The organism is Pseudazoarcus pumilus, from assembly GCF_002872475.1.
GTDB classification, from domain to species: domain Bacteria; phylum Pseudomonadota; class Gammaproteobacteria; order Burkholderiales; family Rhodocyclaceae; genus Pseudazoarcus; species Pseudazoarcus pumilus.
This window is the reverse complement of record NZ_CP025682.1, coordinates 2,109,152-2,127,818: the sequence shown is the minus strand read 5'-3', so window position 1 is coordinate 2,127,818 and position 18,667 is coordinate 2,109,152. Positions and strand designations below refer to the sequence as shown.

Below are 18,667 nucleotides of genomic sequence, written 5' to 3'. Positions count from 1 at the left end.
TCGCGCCTATTGCGCGGCGTGGGCCTCGCGCGCGCCTTCGCCGCCCGAGTGCGAAGGGAAGCCGATACGTCCGATGCCCGGTAGCTTGAGCGCCGGCGGCCACACGTCGATACCGGCGGTCAGCCCCAGCACGTTCAGTTCCAGCCCCTCCTGCGGTGCGATCAGCACCCCGGCCAGCCCCGCGATCGACAGCTGCATGCCCGAACCGCTGGGCGCGTGCGCGATCACGCCGGCCTGCGGCAGATAGTCCTTGCCGATGGCCGTCGGTGGCAGGTCCAGCGACAGTTCCGGCACCGCGCGTCCCAGGTAGGCGACATAGGTGTTGCTGTTGGGGCCGGGCCAGATGCGGTATTCGTCCTTGTGCGGATAGGCGCCGCTGGCCTCGTGCAGGCGTTCGATCAGCGTGTCGACGTCTTCACCCCCGCGCACTTCGCGGATCAGCGTCGGCGCGTTGCCGTACCAGTAGCCGTCGGGGATGCCTCGTGCCACGCTGACCGCCTGGCCGCCACGCATCACGCGCCAGCCGGTGACCTCGAAGCGGGTCCAGTGTTCGTCGCCCGTGGGCTTGGTGGCCAGCCAGCAATGCACGCCGAAGGCACCGCGCCAGCGAAAGGCGCGCGCGCAGTAAGCCTGGATGCCGGCCTCCTCGCGCGCGACCGGCGGTGCGATGCCCGCGCTGTCACGCCGTGCCGTGCGCCAGTCGCTGGCCTGCGCCTCGCCCCAGGTGAGCGTGACGTAGGAGATGCCCACCGGCACGAAATACACCAGCGTGACGGCGGCCAGGGTCAGCGCGGTGCGTCTTGCGACGCGGCGCAGGCGGTGGGAAGGAGTCTTGTCGTGTTTCATTTCGCCTTGCATTCGGGATCACCCCGGACAGACCGATTCTGCCCGAGGTGGTTCGAATGCGCGGCGGAAGTGCGCACCGGAAGCGCAAGTGCGTCGCTGTCCGAATTTGCCGCGCGCGGTGTCCGCAACTCAGCCCCCGGCCACCAGCTCGGCGATGGCGCGACCCAGCGTCCCGGTCGTGCCGTTGCCGCCCACGTCGCCGGTCAGCACGGACTTGTCGCCGGCGGCCAGAACCGTTTCGATGGCCGTGAGGATGGCCGCGCCCGCCTCCTTGTGGCCGAGGTGTTCGAGCATCAGTGCACCCGACCAGATCTGGCCGATGGGGTTGGCGATGCCCCTTCCGGCGATGTCCGGCGCGCTGCCGTGTACCGGCTCGAACAGGCTCGGGAACTTGCCTTCCGGGTTGATGCTGGCCGACGGCGCGACGCCGATGGTGCCGGTGCATGCCGGGCCCAGATCGGACAGGATGTCGCCGAAGAGATTGCTCGCCACCACCACGTCGAACCAGCCCGGGTGCAGCACGAAGTTGGCACTGAGAATGTCGATGTGGAACTGGTCGGTGGCCACGTCCGGGTACTTGACCGCCATCTCCTTCACGCGCTCGTCCCAGTACGGCATGGTGATCGAGATGCCGTTGGATTTGGTGGCGGAGGTGAGCTTCTTTCTCGGGCGGGACTGCGCGAGTTCATAGGCGTACTTGAGCACGCGGTCCACGCCGATGCGGCTCATCACGGTCTGCTGCGTGACGAATTCGCGCTCGGTGCCGCCGTACATGCGCCCGCCGAGGCTGGAATACTCGCCCTCGGTGTTCTCGCGCACCACGTAGAAGTCGATGTCGCCGGGCTTGCGGTCGGCCAGCGGGCTCTTGATGCCGGGCAGCAGGCGTACCGGGCGCAGGTTGATGTACTGGTCGAAGTCGCGGCGGAACTTGATCAGCGAACCCCACAGCGAGACGTGGTCCGGCACCTTCTCGGGCCAGCCGACGGCGCCGAAGAAGATGCAGTCGAACTGCATCAGCGTGTCGAACCAGTCGTCCGGCATCATCTGGCCGTGCTCGAGGTAGTAGTCGCAGCTGGCGAAATCGAAGTCCGTGAAGTCCAGCGCGATGTTGAAGCGCTTCGCCGCGGCTTCGAGCACGCGCACGCCTTCCGGCACCACCTCGGTGCCGATGCCGTCGCCGGGGATGACTGCAATCCTGTGGGGTTTGCTCATGTTCCTACCTCATGAAATCGGTGATGTGCTGCAACAGAAGCTCCGGCGCTTCCTCCGGAATGTAGTGACCGCAGGGCAGGGCCTCGCCGTCGAGCGTGGTGGTCAGCGGCGCCCATTCGGTGAGCGGGTCGAAGCAGCGCTGGATCACGCCGTGCTCGCCCCACAGCACGCGGGTGGGGCATGCAATGCGCCGGCCGGCGTCTAGGTCGGTCTGGTCGAATTCGAGATCGATGGTGTTCGACGCGCGGTAGTCCTCGCACAGCGAATGCGCTGCCCCCGGTAGCGACAGGCAGCGCTGGTATTCGGCGATCGCCGCCGGGTCGAACACGTCGAGGCTGGCGTGGCGACCGCCCATCGTTCGGGTGATGTAGCCGGCGGGGGATGCCTCGATCAGCGTCTCCGGCATGGGCGAAGGCTGGATCAGGAAGAACCAGTGGAAGTACAGGGTGGCGAAGCGCCGGTCGGTCTGCTGGTACATCGCCAGCGTCGGCGCGATGTCGAGCAGCATCAGCTTGTCGACGCATTCCGGATGGTCGGCCGCCAGACGGTGGGCGACGCGGGCGCCGCGGTCGTGGGCGCAGAGGAAGAAGCTTTCATGCCCGAAGTGGCGCATCACCGCGATCTGGTCCGCCGCCATCGTTCGCTTGGCGTAGTTGCTGTGGTCGGGCAGGCCGGTGGGCTTGCTCGAATCGCCATAGCCGCGCAGGTCGGTGGCGATCACGGTGTAGCGCTCGGCCAGTTGTTCGGCCACGCGGTGCCAGATCACATGGGTCTGCGGGTGGCCGTGCAGCAGCAGCAGCGGGGGGCCGTCGCCGCCCTTGCGGCCGTGGATGACGATGCCGTCGCCGACGTCGATATCGAAGGTCTGGAAACCCTTGAACATGCCTGCCTCCGTTTCGGGTTGGGTGGGGTTGTAGGTCGCATTTCGCCTGCGGCTCAAGGCGACCTACGATGGCCGCACTGTACCTGTCGTTGCTGTGTAGATAATCAGGCTGCCAATCAATCCATTATTGAAATAAAGTGCACAAATGTCCGCCGTCGATGATCTCGCCTTCTTCCAGCAACTTGCCCGCGCCGGAAGCCTGACCGGGGCGGCGCGCGAACTGGGTTTGTCGTTGTCGGCGGTCAGCAAGCGCTTGAAGCTGCTCGAAGCGCGTCTGGGCGTGCAGCTGGCGCAGCGCACAACGCGCAGCCTGTCGCTCACGCCCGAGGGCGAGCGCTATCTGGCCCGCGGGGCGGCCATCCTCGACGATCTGGCGGAACTGGAAGACAGCCTCAATGACCCGGACAGTGCGCTGACCGGGCGCATCTGTGTGAACGCCACCTTCGGCTTCGGGCGGCGGCACATCACGCCGCTGCTGTCCGAGTTCGCGGCGCGTCATCCGGGGTTGGACATCCAGCTGGAGCTGACCAACTTTCCGCTCAGCCTGTCGGATGCGGGGGGGGACATCGGCATTCGTATCGGCATGCCGCCCGATTCGCGGCTGGTGGCGCGTCGGCTGCTGGCGAACCGTCGCATCCTGTGTGCGGCGCCGAAGTATCTGCAGGGTGCGCCGCCGCTCGCGCATCCGGACGATCTGGCCTCGCACGCCTGCCTGATCGTGCGCGAGATCGACAGCGACTATGCGTTGTGGCGCTTCGAGCGCGGCGGCGAGGTGCGCACGGTGCGCGTGTCGGGGCGTTTGTCGAGCAACGACGGCGAGGCCGTGCACCGGCTGGCGCTGGACGGTCACGGCATCATGCTGCGCTCGTGGTGGGACGCGCACGAGGCGCTGATGCGTGGCGATCTGGTCGAACTGCTGCCCGAGTGGCACAACACCGGGGCCGATATCTACGCCGTGTATGCTCATCGCCGCCACATTCCGGCGCGTCTGCGCGCCTGCGTGGCGTATCTGGTGGAGGCAATGCGCGGCAGGGTGCCGCCGTTGCCGGAGCAGGGCCGGCAACGGACGGCATGACCGCTTAGCGGATGACCGCGCAGGCGATGCGCGCACCGGCGTCGCCGGCCGGGTCCGAGGCGTGGTCGTCGTGGCCGGCGTGAATCATCAGCGCCGTGCCGTCTCCCCCGAGCAGGCTGTTGGGCTTGCCGGGTTCGAGCGTGACGAAGGTATTGAGCACGTCGACCTTGAGCAGGCCCGACGCGGGTACGTGGATGTTGGGCATGTCGCCCGCGTGCGGTCCGTCTGCGGACATCAGTCCATGCTTGCGGCCATCGGGGTTGAAGTGCCCGCCCGCGCTCGTGAACGGCGGCTCGCACCTGCCCACTGCGTGGATGTGAAAGCCGTGCTCGCCCTCCGGCACGCCCTTGAGCGCGGCCTGGATGAGCACGCCGGAAGGGGTCTGGACGAGTTTCGCGGATCCATGATCCGTGCCGTCCGCCCCCGTGAACTGGGCGCTCGCGGTGGGCATTGCGATGGCCGGTGCGGCGAACAACAGACTGGTGGCGGCGAGTGCGCCGAGAAGCTTGAAAACGGATTGCATGTAGAGCCTCCGTACGGGACTGAATCGCACACGCCCGAAGCGGGCGCAGATTCAGCATAGCCGCGCCCCGGGGCGTGTCCAAGCCTCTTTACGCTGAGGGTTTCCCGTCACCGTCGGGCAGGTGCACGGCCAGCCACACCGTGCGGCCGAAGGTGGCTGCGACACGATGGCGCACGTGCGCGTGCAGCACGATCCAGTCACCGGGGCGCAGGCAGCGCCGGGCGCCGTCCTCGAACTCGAGGACCGCTTCGCCGGCCACGACCAGCACCCATTCATCTCCCGACTGCTCATACCAGAAGCCTTCCGGGCTGGCATGGTCGTGCGAGACGATGCGTTCGATGCGCACGCCGGCCGTTTCCAGCAGGGGCTGGAAGGATTCGCCGGTGGCGGCGGCGCCGGGAAGCGCGGCGAGCAGGTTGCCGCATGGGGCTTCCGACGGGAGGCTGCGATCGTTCATCGGGCGAGTCCTCGGGTGACGTGTTCGAGTACGGTGCTCATCAGCCGGTTGTTGTCGGCCATCGCTGCGTGCAGTCCGACGCGGATGGAGTCCTCGTCCTGCACGAAGGGTTCGGGGTCGAGCTCGTCGCCGCAGGCCTCGAGCAGGGCGTCGAGCGTGTGCGGCGTCGTTTCCAGGTGAAATTGCAGGCCGATCACGCGCTCGCCGATCTGGAAGGCCTGGTTCTCGCACGCTTCGCTGCGCGCCAGGCGTTCGGCGCCGGGCGGCAGCTCGAAGGTCTCGCCGTGCCAATGGAACGCCCGGATGCGCTCGGGAAAGGGCAGACGGCCTTCGCGGGCGGGAACCGCTTCTACATCGAACCAGCCGATCTCGCGATGTTCATTGGGGCCGACCGTCGCGCCCAGGGCCGAGGCGATGAGTTGCGCGCCGAGGCAGATGCCGATCACCGCGCGGTCGGCCGCGACACACTGGGCGAGAAAGCGCTTCTCGTCCGCCAGCCACTCGTGGAACCATTCGTCATTGACGCTCATCGGTCCACCCATCGCCACCACCAGGTCCGCCGCGTCGGGGGCGGGCAGGGCGTCGCCGGCGAACAGGCGCACGGTGCGCACCTCGGCCTCGCGCTCGGCGAGCCAGTCGTCGATGCTGCCGGGCCCCTCGAACGGGACATGCTGCAGGATCAATGCCTTCACGATTGCGCCAGCTCCTCGCGAGCGATCAGTTCGCGTCGCACGACCACCGCACTGTTGCGCGGCAGGATGGTCGCGCCACGGTGCTCGAAATGTACCTTGGTGAAGGCCGCGCCGTACAGCAGTAACAGGGAGGAGTAATACACCCAGAGCAGGATCAGAACCACCGACCCGGCTGCGCCGTAGGTCGAGGCCGTGGCCGTGTGGGCCAGGTACAGTGCGATCCCGAAGCGGCCGAAGGAAAACAGCACGGCGGTGACGATGGCGCCGATGAGCACGTCGCGCCAGCCCAGCACCACGTCAGGCAGCACCTTGAAGATGGTGGCGAAGAGCGCGACGACCAGGGCCAGCGAGATCATCACCTCCAAGCCGCCGAGCACCGTGGCGGCTGCCGGCACCAGGTTCTCGGCGGCCTTGAGGGCCGCACTCACGGCCACGCCGATGGACAGCGACACCAGCAGGATGAAGCCGATGGCCAGCACCACGGTGAGCGACAGGACGCGGTTCTTGATGTAGAGCAGGATGCCGTTGTAGCCGGGCTTGGCGGCCACGCCCCAGATCACGTTGAGCGAGAACTGCATCTGCGCGAACACCGTGGTGGCGCCGAGGAACAGCGCACCGAAACCCAGCAGCGTGGGCATCAGTCCGGATTCCTGGGGGCGTGACTGCAGCACCGCGTTCTCGATGGCCTGCGCGGCGCCAGCGCCCATGATGTCCTGCAACTGGTTGAAGATCTCGCCGCGCGCAGCATCCTCGCCGAAGACGAGCCCCATCAGCGTGACCGCGATGATCACCACCGGCGCGAGCGAGAACAGCGTGTAGAAGGCCAGCGAGCCGGCGTAGCTGAAGGCGTTGCATTGCAGCCACAGCTTGATGGAGTCGCGCACGACGCGATACCAGAACACGACCTCGTCGCGAACCCGCCTGAATGCGTCGCCGATGTTGCCCAGGGAAATCACTGCGGGTTCTCCGTAGCCGCTGCAGGAGCCAAGTGTAGCGCGCAGCCGGTGCCGGGCAGGAGGTGAGGTGCGCGACGGCATGCGGTGCTTGCGCGCATCTTAGCTTGCGGGTCGGTTCGCGTCATTCCAGTGAGTGCGCCGCAGGCGGTAGAGCACATGTTCGCGCAGCGGGCTGCCGTGCGAAATGGCCGGATGTTCGAAGGTACCGTCGGCAATCATGCCGATGCGCCGCATGACCGCCTGCGAACGCAGGTTCGGCGCGGACGTGAAGGACACGATCTCGTCGAGTCCGATGCGCTCGAAGCCGACGGCAAGCACGGCGCGTGCGGCCTCGGTGGCGTAGCCGTGGCCCCAGTAGGCCGGTGCCAGCCGCCAGCCGATCTCGACGCAGGGCGCGAACGGCAGTTCCGCCAGCGGTTCGTGCAGCCCGACGAAGCCGATGAAGCGCGCACCACCGCGTACCTCGACTGCCCACAGCCCCCAGCCACGCGCCGCGATGAGCGCGCGGATGCGGCGCGCCATTGCGTGACTTTCGACCGCGCTGAGCACTTCGGGGAAGAACTCCATCACGCGCGAGTCGGCGCCCATCGCCGCGAACGGCGCGAAATCGCTCGTGCGCCACTGGCGCAGGCGCAGGCGCGCGGTCTCGAACTCGATCGGTCGCGCGGGTGTGTCGGTTGCGCGTTCGGGGGCTGCGGTATCGGGCGGCATGGACCGATTATGGCAGCGCGGCACGGGCAGTGGGGAGGGAGCTTGTTGTATCCTTGGGCTTTCAAGCCGTGTGAAACCTGTCGATGATCGTATTCGGCGTTGCAGGGTGGTCGGGTTCGGGCAAGACCACCCTGATCGAGAAGCTCATTCCCGAGTTCAGTGCGCGTGCGTTGCGCGTATCGGTCATCAAGCATGCTCATCACGGTTTCGACCTCGACCGTCCGGGCAAGGATTCATGGCGTCACCGCGAAGCCGGCGCCGCGCGCGTACTGATGCTCTCTGGCGAGCGCTGGGTGCTGATGAACGAGCTGCGCGGCGAGCCCGAACCGGGGCTGGATGAACAGCTTCGTTTGCTCGAACCCAGCGACGTGGTGCTCGTCGAGGGATTCAAGGCGGCGCCGGTGCCCAAGATCGAGGTCTGGCGCGCGGCCAGCGGCAAGGAGCCGCTGTGGCCCGACAACCCCAACGTGGTCGCGGTGGCAACGGCCGATGCGATCGACTGTCCACATCCGGTGCTGCCGCTCGATGATGCGGCGGCCATCGTGAACTTCATTCTGGAGCATCCTTCCCGCCGATGAATTCCGATCTGCTCTCCTTCGACGAGGCGCTGGCCGCACTGCTCGGCTACGCCCGCCCGGTCACCGATCTCGAGATGGCCGACACGGCGGTCGCCTGCGGTCGTGTGCTCGCCTCCGCGTTGCGCTCGCCCATCGCGATGCCCGACATGGACATGTCGGCGATGGACGGCTACGCCGTGCGCGTCGCCGACGTCACCCCCGGTGCCCGCCTGCGCGTGTCGCAGCGCATTCCGGCCGGCAGCGTCGGCCACGCGCTCGAAGCCGGTACCGCCGCGCGCATCTTCACCGGCGCGCCGCTGCCGGCCGGCGCCGACGCGGTGGTGATGCAGGAGCTGTGCGAACTGGCCGACGACATGGTGACCATCGACCATCAGCCGCACGTGGGCGAATTCGTGCGCCGCGCCGGCAGCGAGGTGGAGAAGGGCGCCGAGGTACTGGCTGCCGGCACGCGCATCGGCCCGGCCGAACTGGGCCTGGCCGCGGCCGTCGGCGCGGCGCAGCTGCCGGTACTGCGCCGCGTCAAGGTGGCGCTGTTCTCCACCGGGTCCGAACTGGTGATGCCGGGCGAGGCCCTGCCGCCGGGCGGGGTGTACAACTCCAACCGCTTCCAGTTGCGCGCGCTGCTCGAGCAGCTTGGCTGCGAGGTCACCGATCTGGGAATCGTGCCGGATCAATATGATGCCACCTGCAAGGCCTTGCGCGACGCATCCCAAGGCCATGACCTGATCCTCACCAGCGGCGGCGTGTCGGTGGGCGAGGAAGATCACGTCAAGCCGGCGGTCGAGGCCGAAGGCACGCTGCAGATGTGGAAGATCGCGATGAAGCCCGGCAAGCCGCTGGCCTACGGGCGCGTACATGCCTCGGCCTTCATTGGCCTGCCCGGCAATCCGGTGTCGAGCTTCGTGACCTTCTTGCTGATGGTGCGCCCCTTCATCCTCGCCACGCAGGGCGCGAGCCGCAGCGAACCGCGCGCGCTGACCCTGCCGGCGGCCTTCGACTGGCCCAGGCCCGACCGTCGCCGAGAGTTTCTGCGCGCGCGCATCACGGACGAGGGTGTGGTGCTGCACCAGAACCAGGGTTCGGCCGCGCTGTCTTCCATCGTTTGGGCCGAGGGGCTGGCCGACGTGCCCGCCGGCACCGCCATCGCCCGCGGCGAGCCGGTGCGTTTCATCCCCTACGGCGAGCTTCTTTACTGAGAACCGAAATGAGCGTGAAAGTCCTCTATTTTGCTGCGCTGCGCGACGCCGTCGATTGCAGCGAAGAATCCGTGGAACTCGACGGTGTCGGGACCATCGGCGAACTGCGCGCGCGCCTTGCCGCGCGTGGCGAGCGCTGGGCGCCGCTGGCCGGCTCGAAGAACGTGCGCATGGCGCGCAACCAGCACATGGTGCCGGGCGATACGGCGATCGCCGACGGCGACGAGATCGCCTTCTTCCCGCCGGTGACGGGGGGCTGAGCCATGTCCGTGAGCGTGCAGGAACAGGATTTCGATATCGGCGCCGAGATTTCGGCGCTCACCCGGGGCCGCCATCAGGTCGGTGCGCTGGCGACCTTCACCGGTCTGGTGCGCGACATGAACGACGGCTCGGGCGTGCACGCGATGACGCTGGAGCACTACCCTGGCATGACCGAGACCGCGCTCGAGGAGATCGTCGCGCAGGCGCGCGGTCGCTGGGATCTCGACGGCGTGCGCGTGATCCATCGCTTCGGCCGTCTCGAACCGGGCGAGCAGATCGTGTTCGTGGCAGTGACCAGCGCGCATCGCGGCGAGGCCTTCGCCGCCTGCGAGTTCATCATGGACTTCCTCAAGACCCGCGCGCCGTTCTGGAAGCGCGAGGAAACGCCCGAGGGCGCGCGCTGGGTCGATGCCCGCGAGGCCGACGACTCCGCCGCCGAGCGCTGGGAGCAGGGCAAGTAGCCACCCCATGATCGAACTCGATGCGCTGCAGTGGGGGCTGGCGATTGCCGTGGTGTTCGCCGGCAGCACCATCCAGGGCATCGTCGGCTACGGCGTCGGCCTGTTCTCGGCGCCGCTGCTGTTCCTCATCAATCCCTTGCTGGTACCGGGGCCGCTGGTGATCGTCGGTGGCATCGTGCCGTTGCTGATGCTGCGTGCCAACCGCCAGGCGGTGGTGCCGCGTGACCTGGCCTTCGCGCTGCCCGCGGGGGGTATCGGCGTGATCGCGGCGTGGGCGCTGGTCGGCCTGCTGCCGGCGAGCACCTGGCAGTGGCTGTTCGGGGTGCTGATCCTGCTGGCGGTGGCGGTGAGCTGCCTGCGGCTGCGCATCCGGCCCGATCCATTCACGATTTCCGTCGGCACCTTCTGCTCCGGCTGCATGGGCACCATCACCGGCGTCGGTGGTCCGCCGCTGGGCGTGGTCTATCAGCATGCCGATCCGGCGCGCGTGCGCGGCACGCTGTCGGCCATCTTCATTCCGCTGAGCGTGATGTCCTCGCTGGCGCTGATCTTCCTCGATCGCCTGGGTTGGCGCGAAGTGTGGCTGGCGGTAGCGATGATCCCGGCGGTGTTCGCCGGTTTCTGGTGCGCGCGGCATCTGGGCACACGCGTGCCGCGCCGGGGTTTTCGCGTGTTCGTACTGGGTACGGCCTGCGTGGCGGGAGTGTATTCGGTGGTGCGCGGGTTGATGTGAAGCGGCTGTGGATAAATCGCTCGCGAGTGCTTGAAATCGCCGCGCGCGTCACCATGTTGGATGCATCCTGAATTCATCATGAGGAACCCGTCCATGCGGTTCGACAAACTCACCACGCGCTTCCAGCAGGCCCTGTCCGAGGCGCAAAGCATCGCCGTCGGCAACGACCAGCAGTTCATCGAGCCCCAGCACCTGCTGGCGGCCATGCTCGACGAGGAAGGTGCGGGCACCGCCTCGCTGTTGCAGCGCGCCGGCGTGAATGTGCCGCCGCTCAAGAATGCGCTGAAGGCGGCGATCGAGCGCCTGCCCAGGGTCGAGGGCCATGGTGGCGAGGTGCAGGTCGGGCGTGACCTGGGCCGGCTGCTCAATCTGTGCGATCGCGAGGCGCAGAAGCGCGGCGACCAGTTCATCGCCAGCGAGATGTTTCTGCTCGCTCTGGCCGACGACAAGGGCGAGACCTCGCGTCTGGTCAAGGAACACGGCCTGACGCGCAAGACGCTGGAAGCAGCCATCGAGGTCGTGCGTGGTGGGAGTTCGGTCGACAGCGCCGAAGCCGAGGGGCAGCGCGAGGCGCTGTCCAAGTACTGCATGGATCTGACGGAGCGCGCACAGCAGGGTCGCCTCGACCCGGTGATCGGCCGCGACGACGAAATCCGCCGCGCCATCCAGATCCTGCAGCGGCGTACCAAGAACAACCCGGTGCTGATCGGCGAGCCGGGCGTGGGGAAGACCGCCATCGTCGAAGGTCTGGCGCAACGCATCGTCAACGACGAGGTGCCCGAAACCCTCAAGGGCAAGCGCGTGCTCTCGCTCGACATGGCCGCACTGCTGGCCGGTGCCAAGTACCGTGGCGAGTTCGAGGAGCGCCTCAAGGCGGTGCTCAAGGACATCGCCAAGGACGAGGGGCGCATCATCCTGTTCATCGACGAGCTCCATACCATGGTCGGTGCAGGCAAGGCCGAGGGCGCGATGGATGCCGGCAACATGCTCAAGCCGGCGCTCGCGCGCGGCGAGCTGCACTGCATCGGTGCGACCACGCTGGACGAGTACCGCAAGTACATCGAGAAGGACGCCGCGCTCGAGCGTCGCTTCCAGAAGGTGCTGGTGGACGAGCCGACGGTGGAGTCAACCATCGCCATCCTGCGCGGCCTGCAGGAGAAGTACGAGATCCACCACGGCGTGGACATCACCGACCCGGCCATCGTGGCAGCGGCGGAACTGAGTCACCGCTACATCACCGACCGCTTCCTGCCGGACAAGGCCATCGACCTGATCGACGAGGCTGCGGCGCGCATCAAGATGGAGATCGACTCCAAGCCCGAGGTCATGGACCGCCTCGACCGGCGCATGATCCAGCTCAAGATCGAGCGCGAGGCGGTCAAACGCGAAAAGGACGAGGCCTCGAAGAAGCGCTTGCAGCTGATCGAGGAGGAACTGACCAAGCTCGAGCGCGAGTACAACGATCTGGAAGAGGTGTGGAAATCCGAGAAGGCCAAGGTCGCCGGCTCGGCCCACGTCAAGGAAGAGATCGACCGCATCCGTGCCCAGATGGCCGACATGCAGCGCAAGGGCCAGTACGACAAGCTCGCCGAACTGCAGTACGGCAAGCTGCCGCAGCTCGAGGCGCAGCTCAAGGCGGCCGAATCGGCCGGCGCGGACGCGGCGCCCAACAAGCTGCTGCGCACCCAGGTCGGTGCCGAGGAGATCGCCGAGGTGGTCTCGCGCGCCACCGGCATTCCGGTTGCCAAGATGATGCAGGGCGAGCGCGAGAAGCTGTTGCACATGGAAGAGCGGCTGCATTCGCGCGTGGTCGGTCAGGACGAGGCGGTGCGCATGGTGTCCGACGCCATCCGTCGTTCGCGCGCCGGTCTGTCGGACGAGAACCGCCCCTACGGCTCCTTCCTGTTCCTCGGGCCGACCGGTGTGGGCAAGACCGAGCTGTGCAAGACGCTCGCCGAATTCCTGTTCGATTCGGAGGATCACATCATCCGCATCGACATGAGCGAGTTCATGGAGAAGCACTCGGTCGCGCGGCTGATCGGCGCGCCGCCGGGCTACGTCGGCTACGAGGAAGGCGGCTATCTCACCGAACAGGTGCGCCGCAAGCCCTACAGTGTGATCCTCTTCGACGAGGTCGAGAAGGCCCACCCGGATGTCTTCAACGTGCTGCTGCAGGTGCTCGACGATGGCCGCATGACCGACGGGCAGGGGCGCACGGTGGACTTCAAGAACACCGTGATCGTGATGACCAGCAACCTGGGCAGCCAGATGATCCAGCAGATGGCCGGCGACGACTACGGCGTGATCAAGCTCGCCGTGATGGCCGAGGTGAAGACCTTCTTCCGTCCCGAGTTCATCAACCGCATCGACGAGGTGGTGGTGTTCCACGCGCTCGACGAGAAGAACATCGCCCACATCGCGCGCATCCAGCTGCAGTACCTGGAAAAGCGTCTGGCGCGTCTGGAGATGTCGATCGAGGTCACGGACGCGGCGCTGGCCGACATCGCCGAGGCCGGCTTCGATCCGGTGTTCGGTGCGCGGCCGCTGAAGCGCGCGATCCAGGAGAAGATCGAGAACCCGCTCTCGCGCGCGATCCTCGAGGGGCGCTTCGGCGCGAAGGATCGAATCCGCGTCGATGCGGGCGAGCGTGGCATCACCTTCGACAAGGTCTGAGCGCGCCCGGCGTGCGTCACGACGACGGCCCGGGGTGACCCGGGCCGTTTGTTATATGTGCTCGTCGGCCGCGGCGCGCTGCGCGGCTTCGGCGAGGAAGGCCTCGAGCGCCTCCTCGGGTAGCGGCCGGCTGTACAGATAGCCCTGCATCAGCCGGCAGCCGCGCGCGAACAGATAGGCCTTCTGCGCTTCGGTCTCGATGCCCTCGGCGATCACTTCGAGCTTGAGGGCGCGCGCCATCGACAAGGTCGCGTTGGCGATGGCCGCGCTGTCGGCGTCGCTTGGCAAGTGCTGGACGAAGGAGCGATCGAGCTTGAGGCGCGTGATGGGCAGGCGGTTGAGCCGGCCGAGGCTGGAATAGCCGGTGCCGAAGTCGTCCAGCGCCAGCGTCAATCCCAGGGCACGCAGCCGCTCCAGGCGCTCGAGCTGCTCGGGGCCATGGCCCATGAGCGCGGTTTCGGTGATCTCGAGTTCGATACGGCGTGCATCGGCGCCAGTCTCATGCAGGATGGCGGCCACGCTGGCGACGAAATCCTGGCCGGTGAACTGCAGGGCTGAGATGTTCACGGCTACCAGCAGGTGGGCGTTGGGGCCGTTCTGCCAGCGGCGCTGCAATTGGCAGGCCTGCAGCAGCACGAGTTCGCCGAGCGCGTGGATCATGCCCGACTCCTCGGCGACCGGGATGAAACGGTCGGGCGGCACGACGCCCAGTTGCGGGCTGGTCCAGCGCGCCAGCGCCTCGACGCCCACCGCGCGATCGTCGATGGCGTCGAACTGTGGCTGGTAGTGCAGGGAAATTTCCCCGCGCTCGATCGCACGGCGTAGGCCGTTCTCGATGGTGAGTCGTTCGAACGCCTGCACGTTCATCGATTCGACGAAGCGGCGCATGGTGTTGCGCCCGGCGCTCTTGGCCGCATACATGGCGGTGTCGGCGTGCTTGAGCAAGGTGTCGGCGTCCGTGCCGTCCGCAGGGAACAGTGCGATGCCGATGCTCATCGACGGTTGCAGCAGATGACCTTCGATCTCGATCGGCGTGCCCATGCTCGCGAGCATCTTGCGGGCCACGGTGTCGGCGTCGTTCTGGTCGTGCAGGCGCGGCAGCAGCACGACGAACTCGTCTCCGCCGATGCGCGCCAGAAAGTCCTCGTCGCGTATGCAGCCGGCAAGACGTGAGGCGACGCTTTGCAACAGCGCGTCGCCGGAGCGGTGGCCGAGCGAGTCGTTGACCGTCTTGAAGTGGTCCAGGTCGATGAACAGCACCGCCAGTGCGTCCTCGTGGCGGCGCGCGCCCTGCAGGGCGGCTTGCGCGCGAATGCCCCACAGCATGCGGTTGGGCAGTCCGGTCAGCGCGTCGTAATGGGCCAGTTGCTGGATGTCGGCCTCGGCCTGACGGGCGACCGTGACGTCCTGCGCGGTGCCGACGATACGTTCGTCCGGGCCACCGGGGTTCTCGCATTCGACCACGAACTGAAGCGTCGTCGCGGGCGCGCACATGGGCCGGCAATCCAGCGTGATGCCTTGCCCGCCATTGCGCGCCGCGCTTACGGCGCGGTCCACGAGTGGCCGGTCGGTCGCATCGAGCGCATCGAGCAGGTCGGCATACGCAAGCTCGGGGCGCGCCGGCAGGGCCAGCAAGTGACGCAGCCCGTCGGAGCATTGCAGTGTGGCGGTGGCCGTATCGAACTCGAAACTGCCCATGCGCGCGATCTGCTGGGCGCGCATGAGTGCCGCACCCTGGGCGCGCAGGCCCTCGCTGGCGTCGGCGAGCTCGCGCGTACGCTGCACCACGAGTCGTTCCACGCGGCGCGCATGTCCGCTGGTCATGAGCAGGAAGGCGGCCAGCACCCCGGCCGCGATCACGCCGACGATGATCGCCGCCCAGGCGGTGAGGGTGCGCAAATCCTCGGCGTAACCCGGGGCCGCGCGCAGACGGACCTCCCAGGGGCGCTCGGCGAACGGGATTGCGATGTTGCGCGCGAGCGTCCGCGCCGACCATCCCGCCCGCTCGCAGCCTTCTGGCCCGGACAGGCGGCGGTTTCCCTGCGCCGCCGCGAGGTCGACCAGACACAGTTGCATGCGTCGGTCGGGCAGTTCCGTCAGCGCCGCGCCGAGCGCGTCGTCCATGCGGAACGCGCTGGAGACGATGCCGCGCAATTGGCGCGCATTGGCGTCGAGTTCGGTGCGGCCATAGACCGCCTGATAGAGGACGACGCCGCGTTGTGCGGCCCGCTCCTGCGTCAGCACGAAACCTTCGGTCGCCACCGGCACCGCGCGTGAGCGTGTCTCGGAAATTGCCCGCGCTGGAAGCTCGATCGCGAGCGGATCCAGACCGAGCACCGCCAGATTGTCGTCGAGCGGCTCCACGTAGAGGATGGGCAGGTACTGGGAACGCGCTTGTGCTGCGCGGGTGCGCTCCGGCGCGCTGTCGTCGCGTTCGAGGATACGGAAGCCGGCGAGGTCGGTGCGCCACACGCGATCCTCGAACGGCGCGCGCTTTTCGTGCGTCACCAGCGGGTTCCAGGTGAAATTCTGGGTGCCCGCATGGCGGGCAAGCAGCGGAACGACGAAGCTGCGAAAACCCTCCCGGGTGATGCGCGGTTGCAGCGCGGCGAAGCGCTCGATTGCGATCAGCATGTCGATCTGGTTGTCCAGGCGCTTGGCCACGAGAGTGGCCAGATGCTCGCTTTCGCGCTCGAACTGTGTCTCGACGCGCAGGTTCTCGGCGCGCTGCAGACGGTCGAAGGCCAGTGCCGTGAGCAGGCCGACGATGAGCAGCGGCACGGCGACCGCGGCGCGGCGCGGACGCCACAGATCGGCCGGCTGTGCGAGAAAGACGAACATCAGCGGCAGCGCGATCAGCGCACCCAGTGTGTCGCCCAGCCACCACGTGAGCCAGTTGAACGCCTGCTCGTCAGGTGCCACCGTGCCCAGCGCCGCCAGTACCGGGACGGACAGGCTGGCATTGACGAGGCTGCTGACCGGCGCGACGACGAACAGCAGTCGAGCGATGCTGCGTGGCGTGTCCAGGGGGTCGGCAAAACACAGCAGACGATGCGCCAGCCACGCCCCGAAGAGCGCCTGCAGGGTCGCGCCCAGCGCGCTGACGAGCACCGCGAAGCCGGGCTCGCCACCGGCGTGGGCGGTGGCCACGACGTTGGTGATCAATGCGCCGACGAGAATCGCCGGCCACATTCGCCAGCCATACAGGATCAGCGCGCCCAGTGCGATGCCTGCCGGTGGATAGACCGGCGCGACGTAGCCGTCCGGCACCAGGAACTGCAGTGCGATCCAGCCGGTCAGGACGTAGGCCGTGGCGATCGCCAACAGGGTGCGCTTTGGGGCGTGCATCGGCCGATTATAGGCAGCGTGCGCCTTCGCGGGCGCCCGGATGTTGTCAGGTGCGCGCCAAAGCGGTTCCGAACTGGCCCGCACTTGCGTGTGATGCGATAATGTCCGCTTTTGTCCCACCCGCCGGCTCATGCCGGCCCTCCCCGGAAGGAAGCGATGTTCGAGCTAGTCCGCAAAAACAAGCGCATCGCGCAGCTGGTCCTCGCGATCATCATCGTGCCGTTCGCGTTCTTCGGCATGGATGCGTATTTCAGCGATGGTCCGGGCGGTGCCGAGGTCGCGCGCATCGGCGATTACTCGATCACGACGCAGGAGTTCGAACAGGCTCTGCGCGAGCGACAGGACCGCATCCGGCGCGAGAGCGACGGACAGGTCGATTCCGCCCTGTTCCGCAGCCGCGAGTTTCGTCGCGCCGTGCTCGAGAGTCTGATCAACGACCGCACGATCGCGATGTTCGCGATGGATCGCGGCCTGGCCGTGACCGCGGAGCAGTTGCAGGACACCATCGCGCGCGAGGCGGCCTTCCAGGAGGGCGGCGGTTTCTCGCGCAGCCGCTACGAGCAGCTTTTGCAGGCCCAGGGCATGACGCCGACCATGTTCGAGCGCTCGCTCGCCCAGGATCTGCGCACGCAGCAGATCGTCCAGTCCTTTGGTCAGTCGGCCTTCGCCGGCAAGGCCACGGTGCAGCGCCTGGTCGACATCCAGCTCGAAGAGCGCGTGTTCAGCACGCTGCGTTTCGCGCCGGCGGATTTCGAGGCCGGCATCGAGATCGCCGACGAGGCGGTGCAGCGGCATTACGAAGAGAATCGCGAGCGCTACAAGCAGCCGCCGCGGCTGCGCGCCGAGTACCTCGTGTTCGACGAGGAGGCGATGCTCGCCGACGTCGATGTGGACGAGGAAAAGGTGCGCGCCTACTACGAGGCCAACCGGAACCAGTACGGCCAGCCCGAGGAGCGGCGCGCGCGCCACATCCTGGTGCGCGTTGCGGCTGACGCCGACGAGGCTACCCGGGCAGCCGCGCGCGAGCGCGCCGAGGCCCTGCTCGCCGAAGTGCGCGCAGAGCCCGAGCGTTTTGCCGAGATCGCGCGCGAGTCGTCCGAAGACCCCGGTTCGGCGCGCGACGGCGGTGATCTGGGTTTCTTCGCTCCGGGTGCGATGGTCGAGGCCTTCGACGAGGCAGTGTTCGGCCGCGAGCCGGGCGAGATCGGCGGGGTCGTCGAGACCGGCTTCGGCTATCACGTGATCGAGGTCACCGAGGTCAAGCCCTCGTCGGTGCGCCCCTTCGAGGAAGTGCGCGCGCAGATCGAGGACGAACTGCGTCGCCAGGAAGCGTCGCGCCGCTTCCCGGTGCTCGCCGAGCAGTTTGCCAACACCGTCTACGAGCAGCCCGACAGCCTGCAGCCGGCCGCCGACGCGATGGGGCTGGAGGTGCAGACGAGCGACTGGATCAGCCGCGCCGACGGCAGCATCGCGGGTTACCGGGAGCCGCAGTTGCTCGACGCCCTGTTCGATGCGCAGACGCGTGCGCTGGACGAGAACATCGAAGCCATCGAGGTCGAGCGCGGCACGCTCATCTCGGCGCGCGTCGTGGAATTCGAGGACGCCCGCCAGTTGCCGCTCGAAGAGGTGCGCGAGGACATTGTCGCCGAGCTGCGTGCCGCGGAAGCGGCCAGGCTGGCCCAGGTGCGCGGCGAGGAGGTGCTGGCCGAGCTGCGCGACGGGCAGAGCGCCGGGCAGGAATGGAGCGAGCCCGTGGCGATGCCGCGCGGCAACCCGGAACTGCCCGCGCAGGCCGCGCGCGCGGTATTTACGGCATCGGTCGAGGCGTTGCCGGCCTACGTGGGTGCGCCCCTGTCGGGCGGGGAATACGGCGTGTTCCGCATCGAAGAGGTGATCCATCCCGAGATCGGCCTGGATGACCCGCAGGTGCAGGCCTTCGCCCTGCAGTACGACCGGCTGGTGGCCGAGCAGGAGTTCGCGGCCTTCGTGGCGGCACTGCGCGAGCAGTACGGCGTCGAGATCCGCGTCGCGGCGCTGGAGCCGCCGGAGAACTGATCGGGCA

General features: G+C 67.6%; 17 protein-coding genes. 8 read left to right on the top strand and 9 right to left on the bottom strand.

Features of this window, described 5'->3' with window-relative positions:
• Positions 1–6: 6 nt before the first annotated feature.
• From C0099_RS10285 to C0099_RS10275, 3 genes are all read right to left on the bottom strand, one after another.
• On the bottom strand, positions 7–846 hold the full coding sequence (locus tag C0099_RS10285; protein WP_102247332.1) for a DUF3750 domain-containing protein: 840 nt from the start codon (positions 844–846) through the stop codon (positions 7–9).
• 129 nt (positions 847–975) lie between these two features.
• Positions 976–2,058 carry a tartrate dehydrogenase gene (locus tag C0099_RS10280; RefSeq protein ID WP_102247331.1) on the bottom strand — a complete coding sequence of 361 codons (1,083 nt, stop codon included), beginning with the start codon at positions 2,056–2,058 and terminating at the stop codon, positions 976–978.
• Between the two features lie 4 nt (positions 2,059–2,062).
• A complete protein-coding gene (locus tag C0099_RS10275; protein WP_102247330.1) occupies positions 2,063–2,941 on the bottom strand; it encodes an alpha/beta fold hydrolase in 879 nt (292 codons plus the stop codon).
• Positions 2,942–3,086: 145 nt separating this feature from the next.
• On the opposite strand from C0099_RS10275, the gene C0099_RS10270 reads away from it, so the two are divergent.
• Positions 3,087–4,016: a LysR family transcriptional regulator gene (locus C0099_RS10270; protein WP_102247329.1), complete on the top strand. Its 930-nt coding sequence runs from the start codon at positions 3,087–3,089 to the stop codon at positions 4,014–4,016.
• A gap of 4 nt (positions 4,017–4,020) precedes the next feature.
• On the opposite strand, the gene C0099_RS10265 is transcribed toward C0099_RS10270, so the two are convergent.
• The 5 genes from C0099_RS10265 to C0099_RS10245 all read right to left on the bottom strand — a co-directional run bounded on the left by C0099_RS10265 (position 4,021) and on the right by C0099_RS10245 (position 7,355).
• Positions 4,021–4,539, bottom strand: coding sequence for a superoxide dismutase family protein (locus C0099_RS10265; RefSeq protein WP_102247328.1), 519 nt, complete (start codon positions 4,537–4,539; stop codon positions 4,021–4,023).
• An 88-nt stretch (positions 4,540–4,627) separates the two neighbouring features.
• Complete coding sequence (locus tag C0099_RS10260; protein WP_102247327.1) at positions 4,628–4,996, bottom strand: cupin domain-containing protein; 369 nt, start codon at positions 4,994–4,996, stop codon at positions 4,628–4,630.
• Positions 4,993–5,688 (bottom strand): type 1 glutamine amidotransferase, encoded by a 696-nt coding sequence (locus C0099_RS10255; protein WP_102247326.1) that lies wholly within the window; start codon positions 5,686–5,688, stop codon positions 4,993–4,995. Before C0099_RS10255 ends, C0099_RS10260 begins: the two co-directional genes overlap by 4 nt.
• Positions 5,685–6,644 carry a YihY/virulence factor BrkB family protein gene (locus C0099_RS10250; protein WP_228151566.1) on the bottom strand — a complete coding sequence of 320 codons (960 nt, stop codon included), beginning with the start codon at positions 6,642–6,644 and terminating at the stop codon, positions 5,685–5,687. The genes C0099_RS10255 and C0099_RS10250 overlap by 4 nt, the downstream gene beginning before the upstream one ends.
• Before the next feature lie 99 nt (positions 6,645–6,743).
• Positions 6,744–7,355: a GNAT family N-acetyltransferase gene (locus tag C0099_RS10245; RefSeq protein WP_102247324.1), complete on the bottom strand. Its 612-nt coding sequence runs from the start codon at positions 7,353–7,355 to the stop codon at positions 6,744–6,746.
• Between the two features lie 83 nt (positions 7,356–7,438).
• Here C0099_RS10245 and mobB point away from each other — a divergent pair, with 83 nt between their 5' ends.
• The 6 genes from mobB (at position 7,439) to clpB (ending at position 13,257) form a co-directional block, all read left to right on the top strand.
• Positions 7,439–7,933: a molybdopterin-guanine dinucleotide biosynthesis protein B gene (gene mobB / locus C0099_RS10240; protein WP_102247323.1), complete on the top strand. Its 495-nt coding sequence runs from the start codon at positions 7,439–7,441 to the stop codon at positions 7,931–7,933.
• Positions 7,930–9,129, top strand: coding sequence for a molybdopterin molybdotransferase MoeA (locus tag C0099_RS10235; protein WP_102247322.1), 1,200 nt, complete (start codon positions 7,930–7,932; stop codon positions 9,127–9,129). The genes mobB and C0099_RS10235 overlap by 4 nt, the downstream gene beginning before the upstream one ends.
• Positions 9,130–9,137: 8 nt before the next feature.
• Positions 9,138–9,389 (top strand): molybdopterin converting factor subunit 1, encoded by a 252-nt coding sequence (moaD, locus tag C0099_RS10230; protein WP_102247321.1) that lies wholly within the window; start codon positions 9,138–9,140, stop codon positions 9,387–9,389.
• Between the two features lie 3 nt (positions 9,390–9,392).
• Positions 9,393–9,851, top strand: coding sequence for a molybdopterin synthase catalytic subunit MoaE (gene moaE / locus C0099_RS10225; protein ID WP_102247320.1), 459 nt, complete (start codon positions 9,393–9,395; stop codon positions 9,849–9,851).
• 7 nt (positions 9,852–9,858) lie between these two features.
• Positions 9,859–10,584, top strand: coding sequence for a sulfite exporter TauE/SafE family protein (locus C0099_RS10220; protein ID WP_164084904.1), 726 nt, complete (start codon positions 9,859–9,861; stop codon positions 10,582–10,584).
• Between the two features lie 93 nt (positions 10,585–10,677).
• Positions 10,678–13,257, top strand: a complete 2,580-nt coding sequence (gene clpB / locus C0099_RS10215; RefSeq protein WP_102247318.1) for an ATP-dependent chaperone ClpB — start codon at positions 10,678–10,680, stop codon at positions 13,255–13,257.
• A 51-nt stretch (positions 13,258–13,308) separates the two neighbouring features.
• Here clpB and C0099_RS10210 read toward each other — a convergent pair whose 3' ends face one another.
• Positions 13,309–16,605, bottom strand: coding sequence for an EAL domain-containing protein (locus C0099_RS10210; RefSeq protein WP_102247317.1), 3,297 nt, complete (start codon positions 16,603–16,605; stop codon positions 13,309–13,311).
• Between the two features lie 156 nt (positions 16,606–16,761).
• Between C0099_RS10210 and C0099_RS10205 the strand changes: the two genes are divergently transcribed.
• Positions 16,762–18,660 carry a SurA N-terminal domain-containing protein gene (locus tag C0099_RS10205; protein WP_102247316.1) on the top strand — a complete coding sequence of 633 codons (1,899 nt, stop codon included), beginning with the start codon at positions 16,762–16,764 and terminating at the stop codon, positions 18,658–18,660.
• Positions 18,661–18,667: the final 7 nt, after the last annotated feature.

Bases quoted from the DNA above. Each gene is read 5' to 3' on its own strand.
- C0099_RS10275 (WP_102247330.1), bottom strand. From the start codon at position 2,941: ATGTTCAAGGGTTTCCAGACCTTCGATATCGACGTCGGCGACGGCATC.
- C0099_RS10245 (WP_102247324.1), bottom strand. From the start codon at position 7,355: ATGCCGCCCGATACCGCAGCCCCCGAACGCGCAACCGACACACCCGCG.
- C0099_RS10220 (WP_164084904.1), top strand. From the start codon at position 9,859: ATGATCGAACTCGATGCGCTGCAGTGGGGGCTGGCGATTGCCGTGGTG.
- moaD (WP_102247321.1), top strand. From the start codon at position 9,138: ATGAGCGTGAAAGTCCTCTATTTTGCTGCGCTGCGCGACGCCGTCGAT.
- C0099_RS10265 (WP_102247328.1), bottom strand. From the start codon at position 4,539: ATGCAATCCGTTTTCAAGCTTCTCGGCGCACTCGCCGCCACCAGTCTG.
- C0099_RS10280 (WP_102247331.1), bottom strand. From the start codon at position 2,058: ATGAGCAAACCCCACAGGATTGCAGTCATCCCCGGCGACGGCATCGGC.
- C0099_RS10260 (WP_102247327.1), bottom strand. From the start codon at position 4,996: ATGAACGATCGCAGCCTCCCGTCGGAAGCCCCATGCGGCAACCTGCTC.
- C0099_RS10205 (WP_102247316.1), top strand. From the start codon at position 16,762: ATGTTCGAGCTAGTCCGCAAAAACAAGCGCATCGCGCAGCTGGTCCTC.
- C0099_RS10210 (WP_102247317.1), bottom strand. From the start codon at position 16,605: ATGCACGCCCCAAAGCGCACCCTGTTGGCGATCGCCACGGCCTACGTC.
- C0099_RS10270 (WP_102247329.1), top strand. From the start codon at position 3,087: ATGTCCGCCGTCGATGATCTCGCCTTCTTCCAGCAACTTGCCCGCGCC.
- clpB (WP_102247318.1), top strand. From the start codon at position 10,678: ATGCGGTTCGACAAACTCACCACGCGCTTCCAGCAGGCCCTGTCCGAG.
- mobB (WP_102247323.1), top strand. From the start codon at position 7,439: ATGATCGTATTCGGCGTTGCAGGGTGGTCGGGTTCGGGCAAGACCACC.
- C0099_RS10285 (WP_102247332.1), bottom strand. From the start codon at position 846: ATGAAACACGACAAGACTCCTTCCCACCGCCTGCGCCGCGTCGCAAGA.
- moaE (WP_102247320.1), top strand. From the start codon at position 9,393: ATGTCCGTGAGCGTGCAGGAACAGGATTTCGATATCGGCGCCGAGATT.
- C0099_RS10235 (WP_102247322.1), top strand. From the start codon at position 7,930: ATGAATTCCGATCTGCTCTCCTTCGACGAGGCGCTGGCCGCACTGCTC.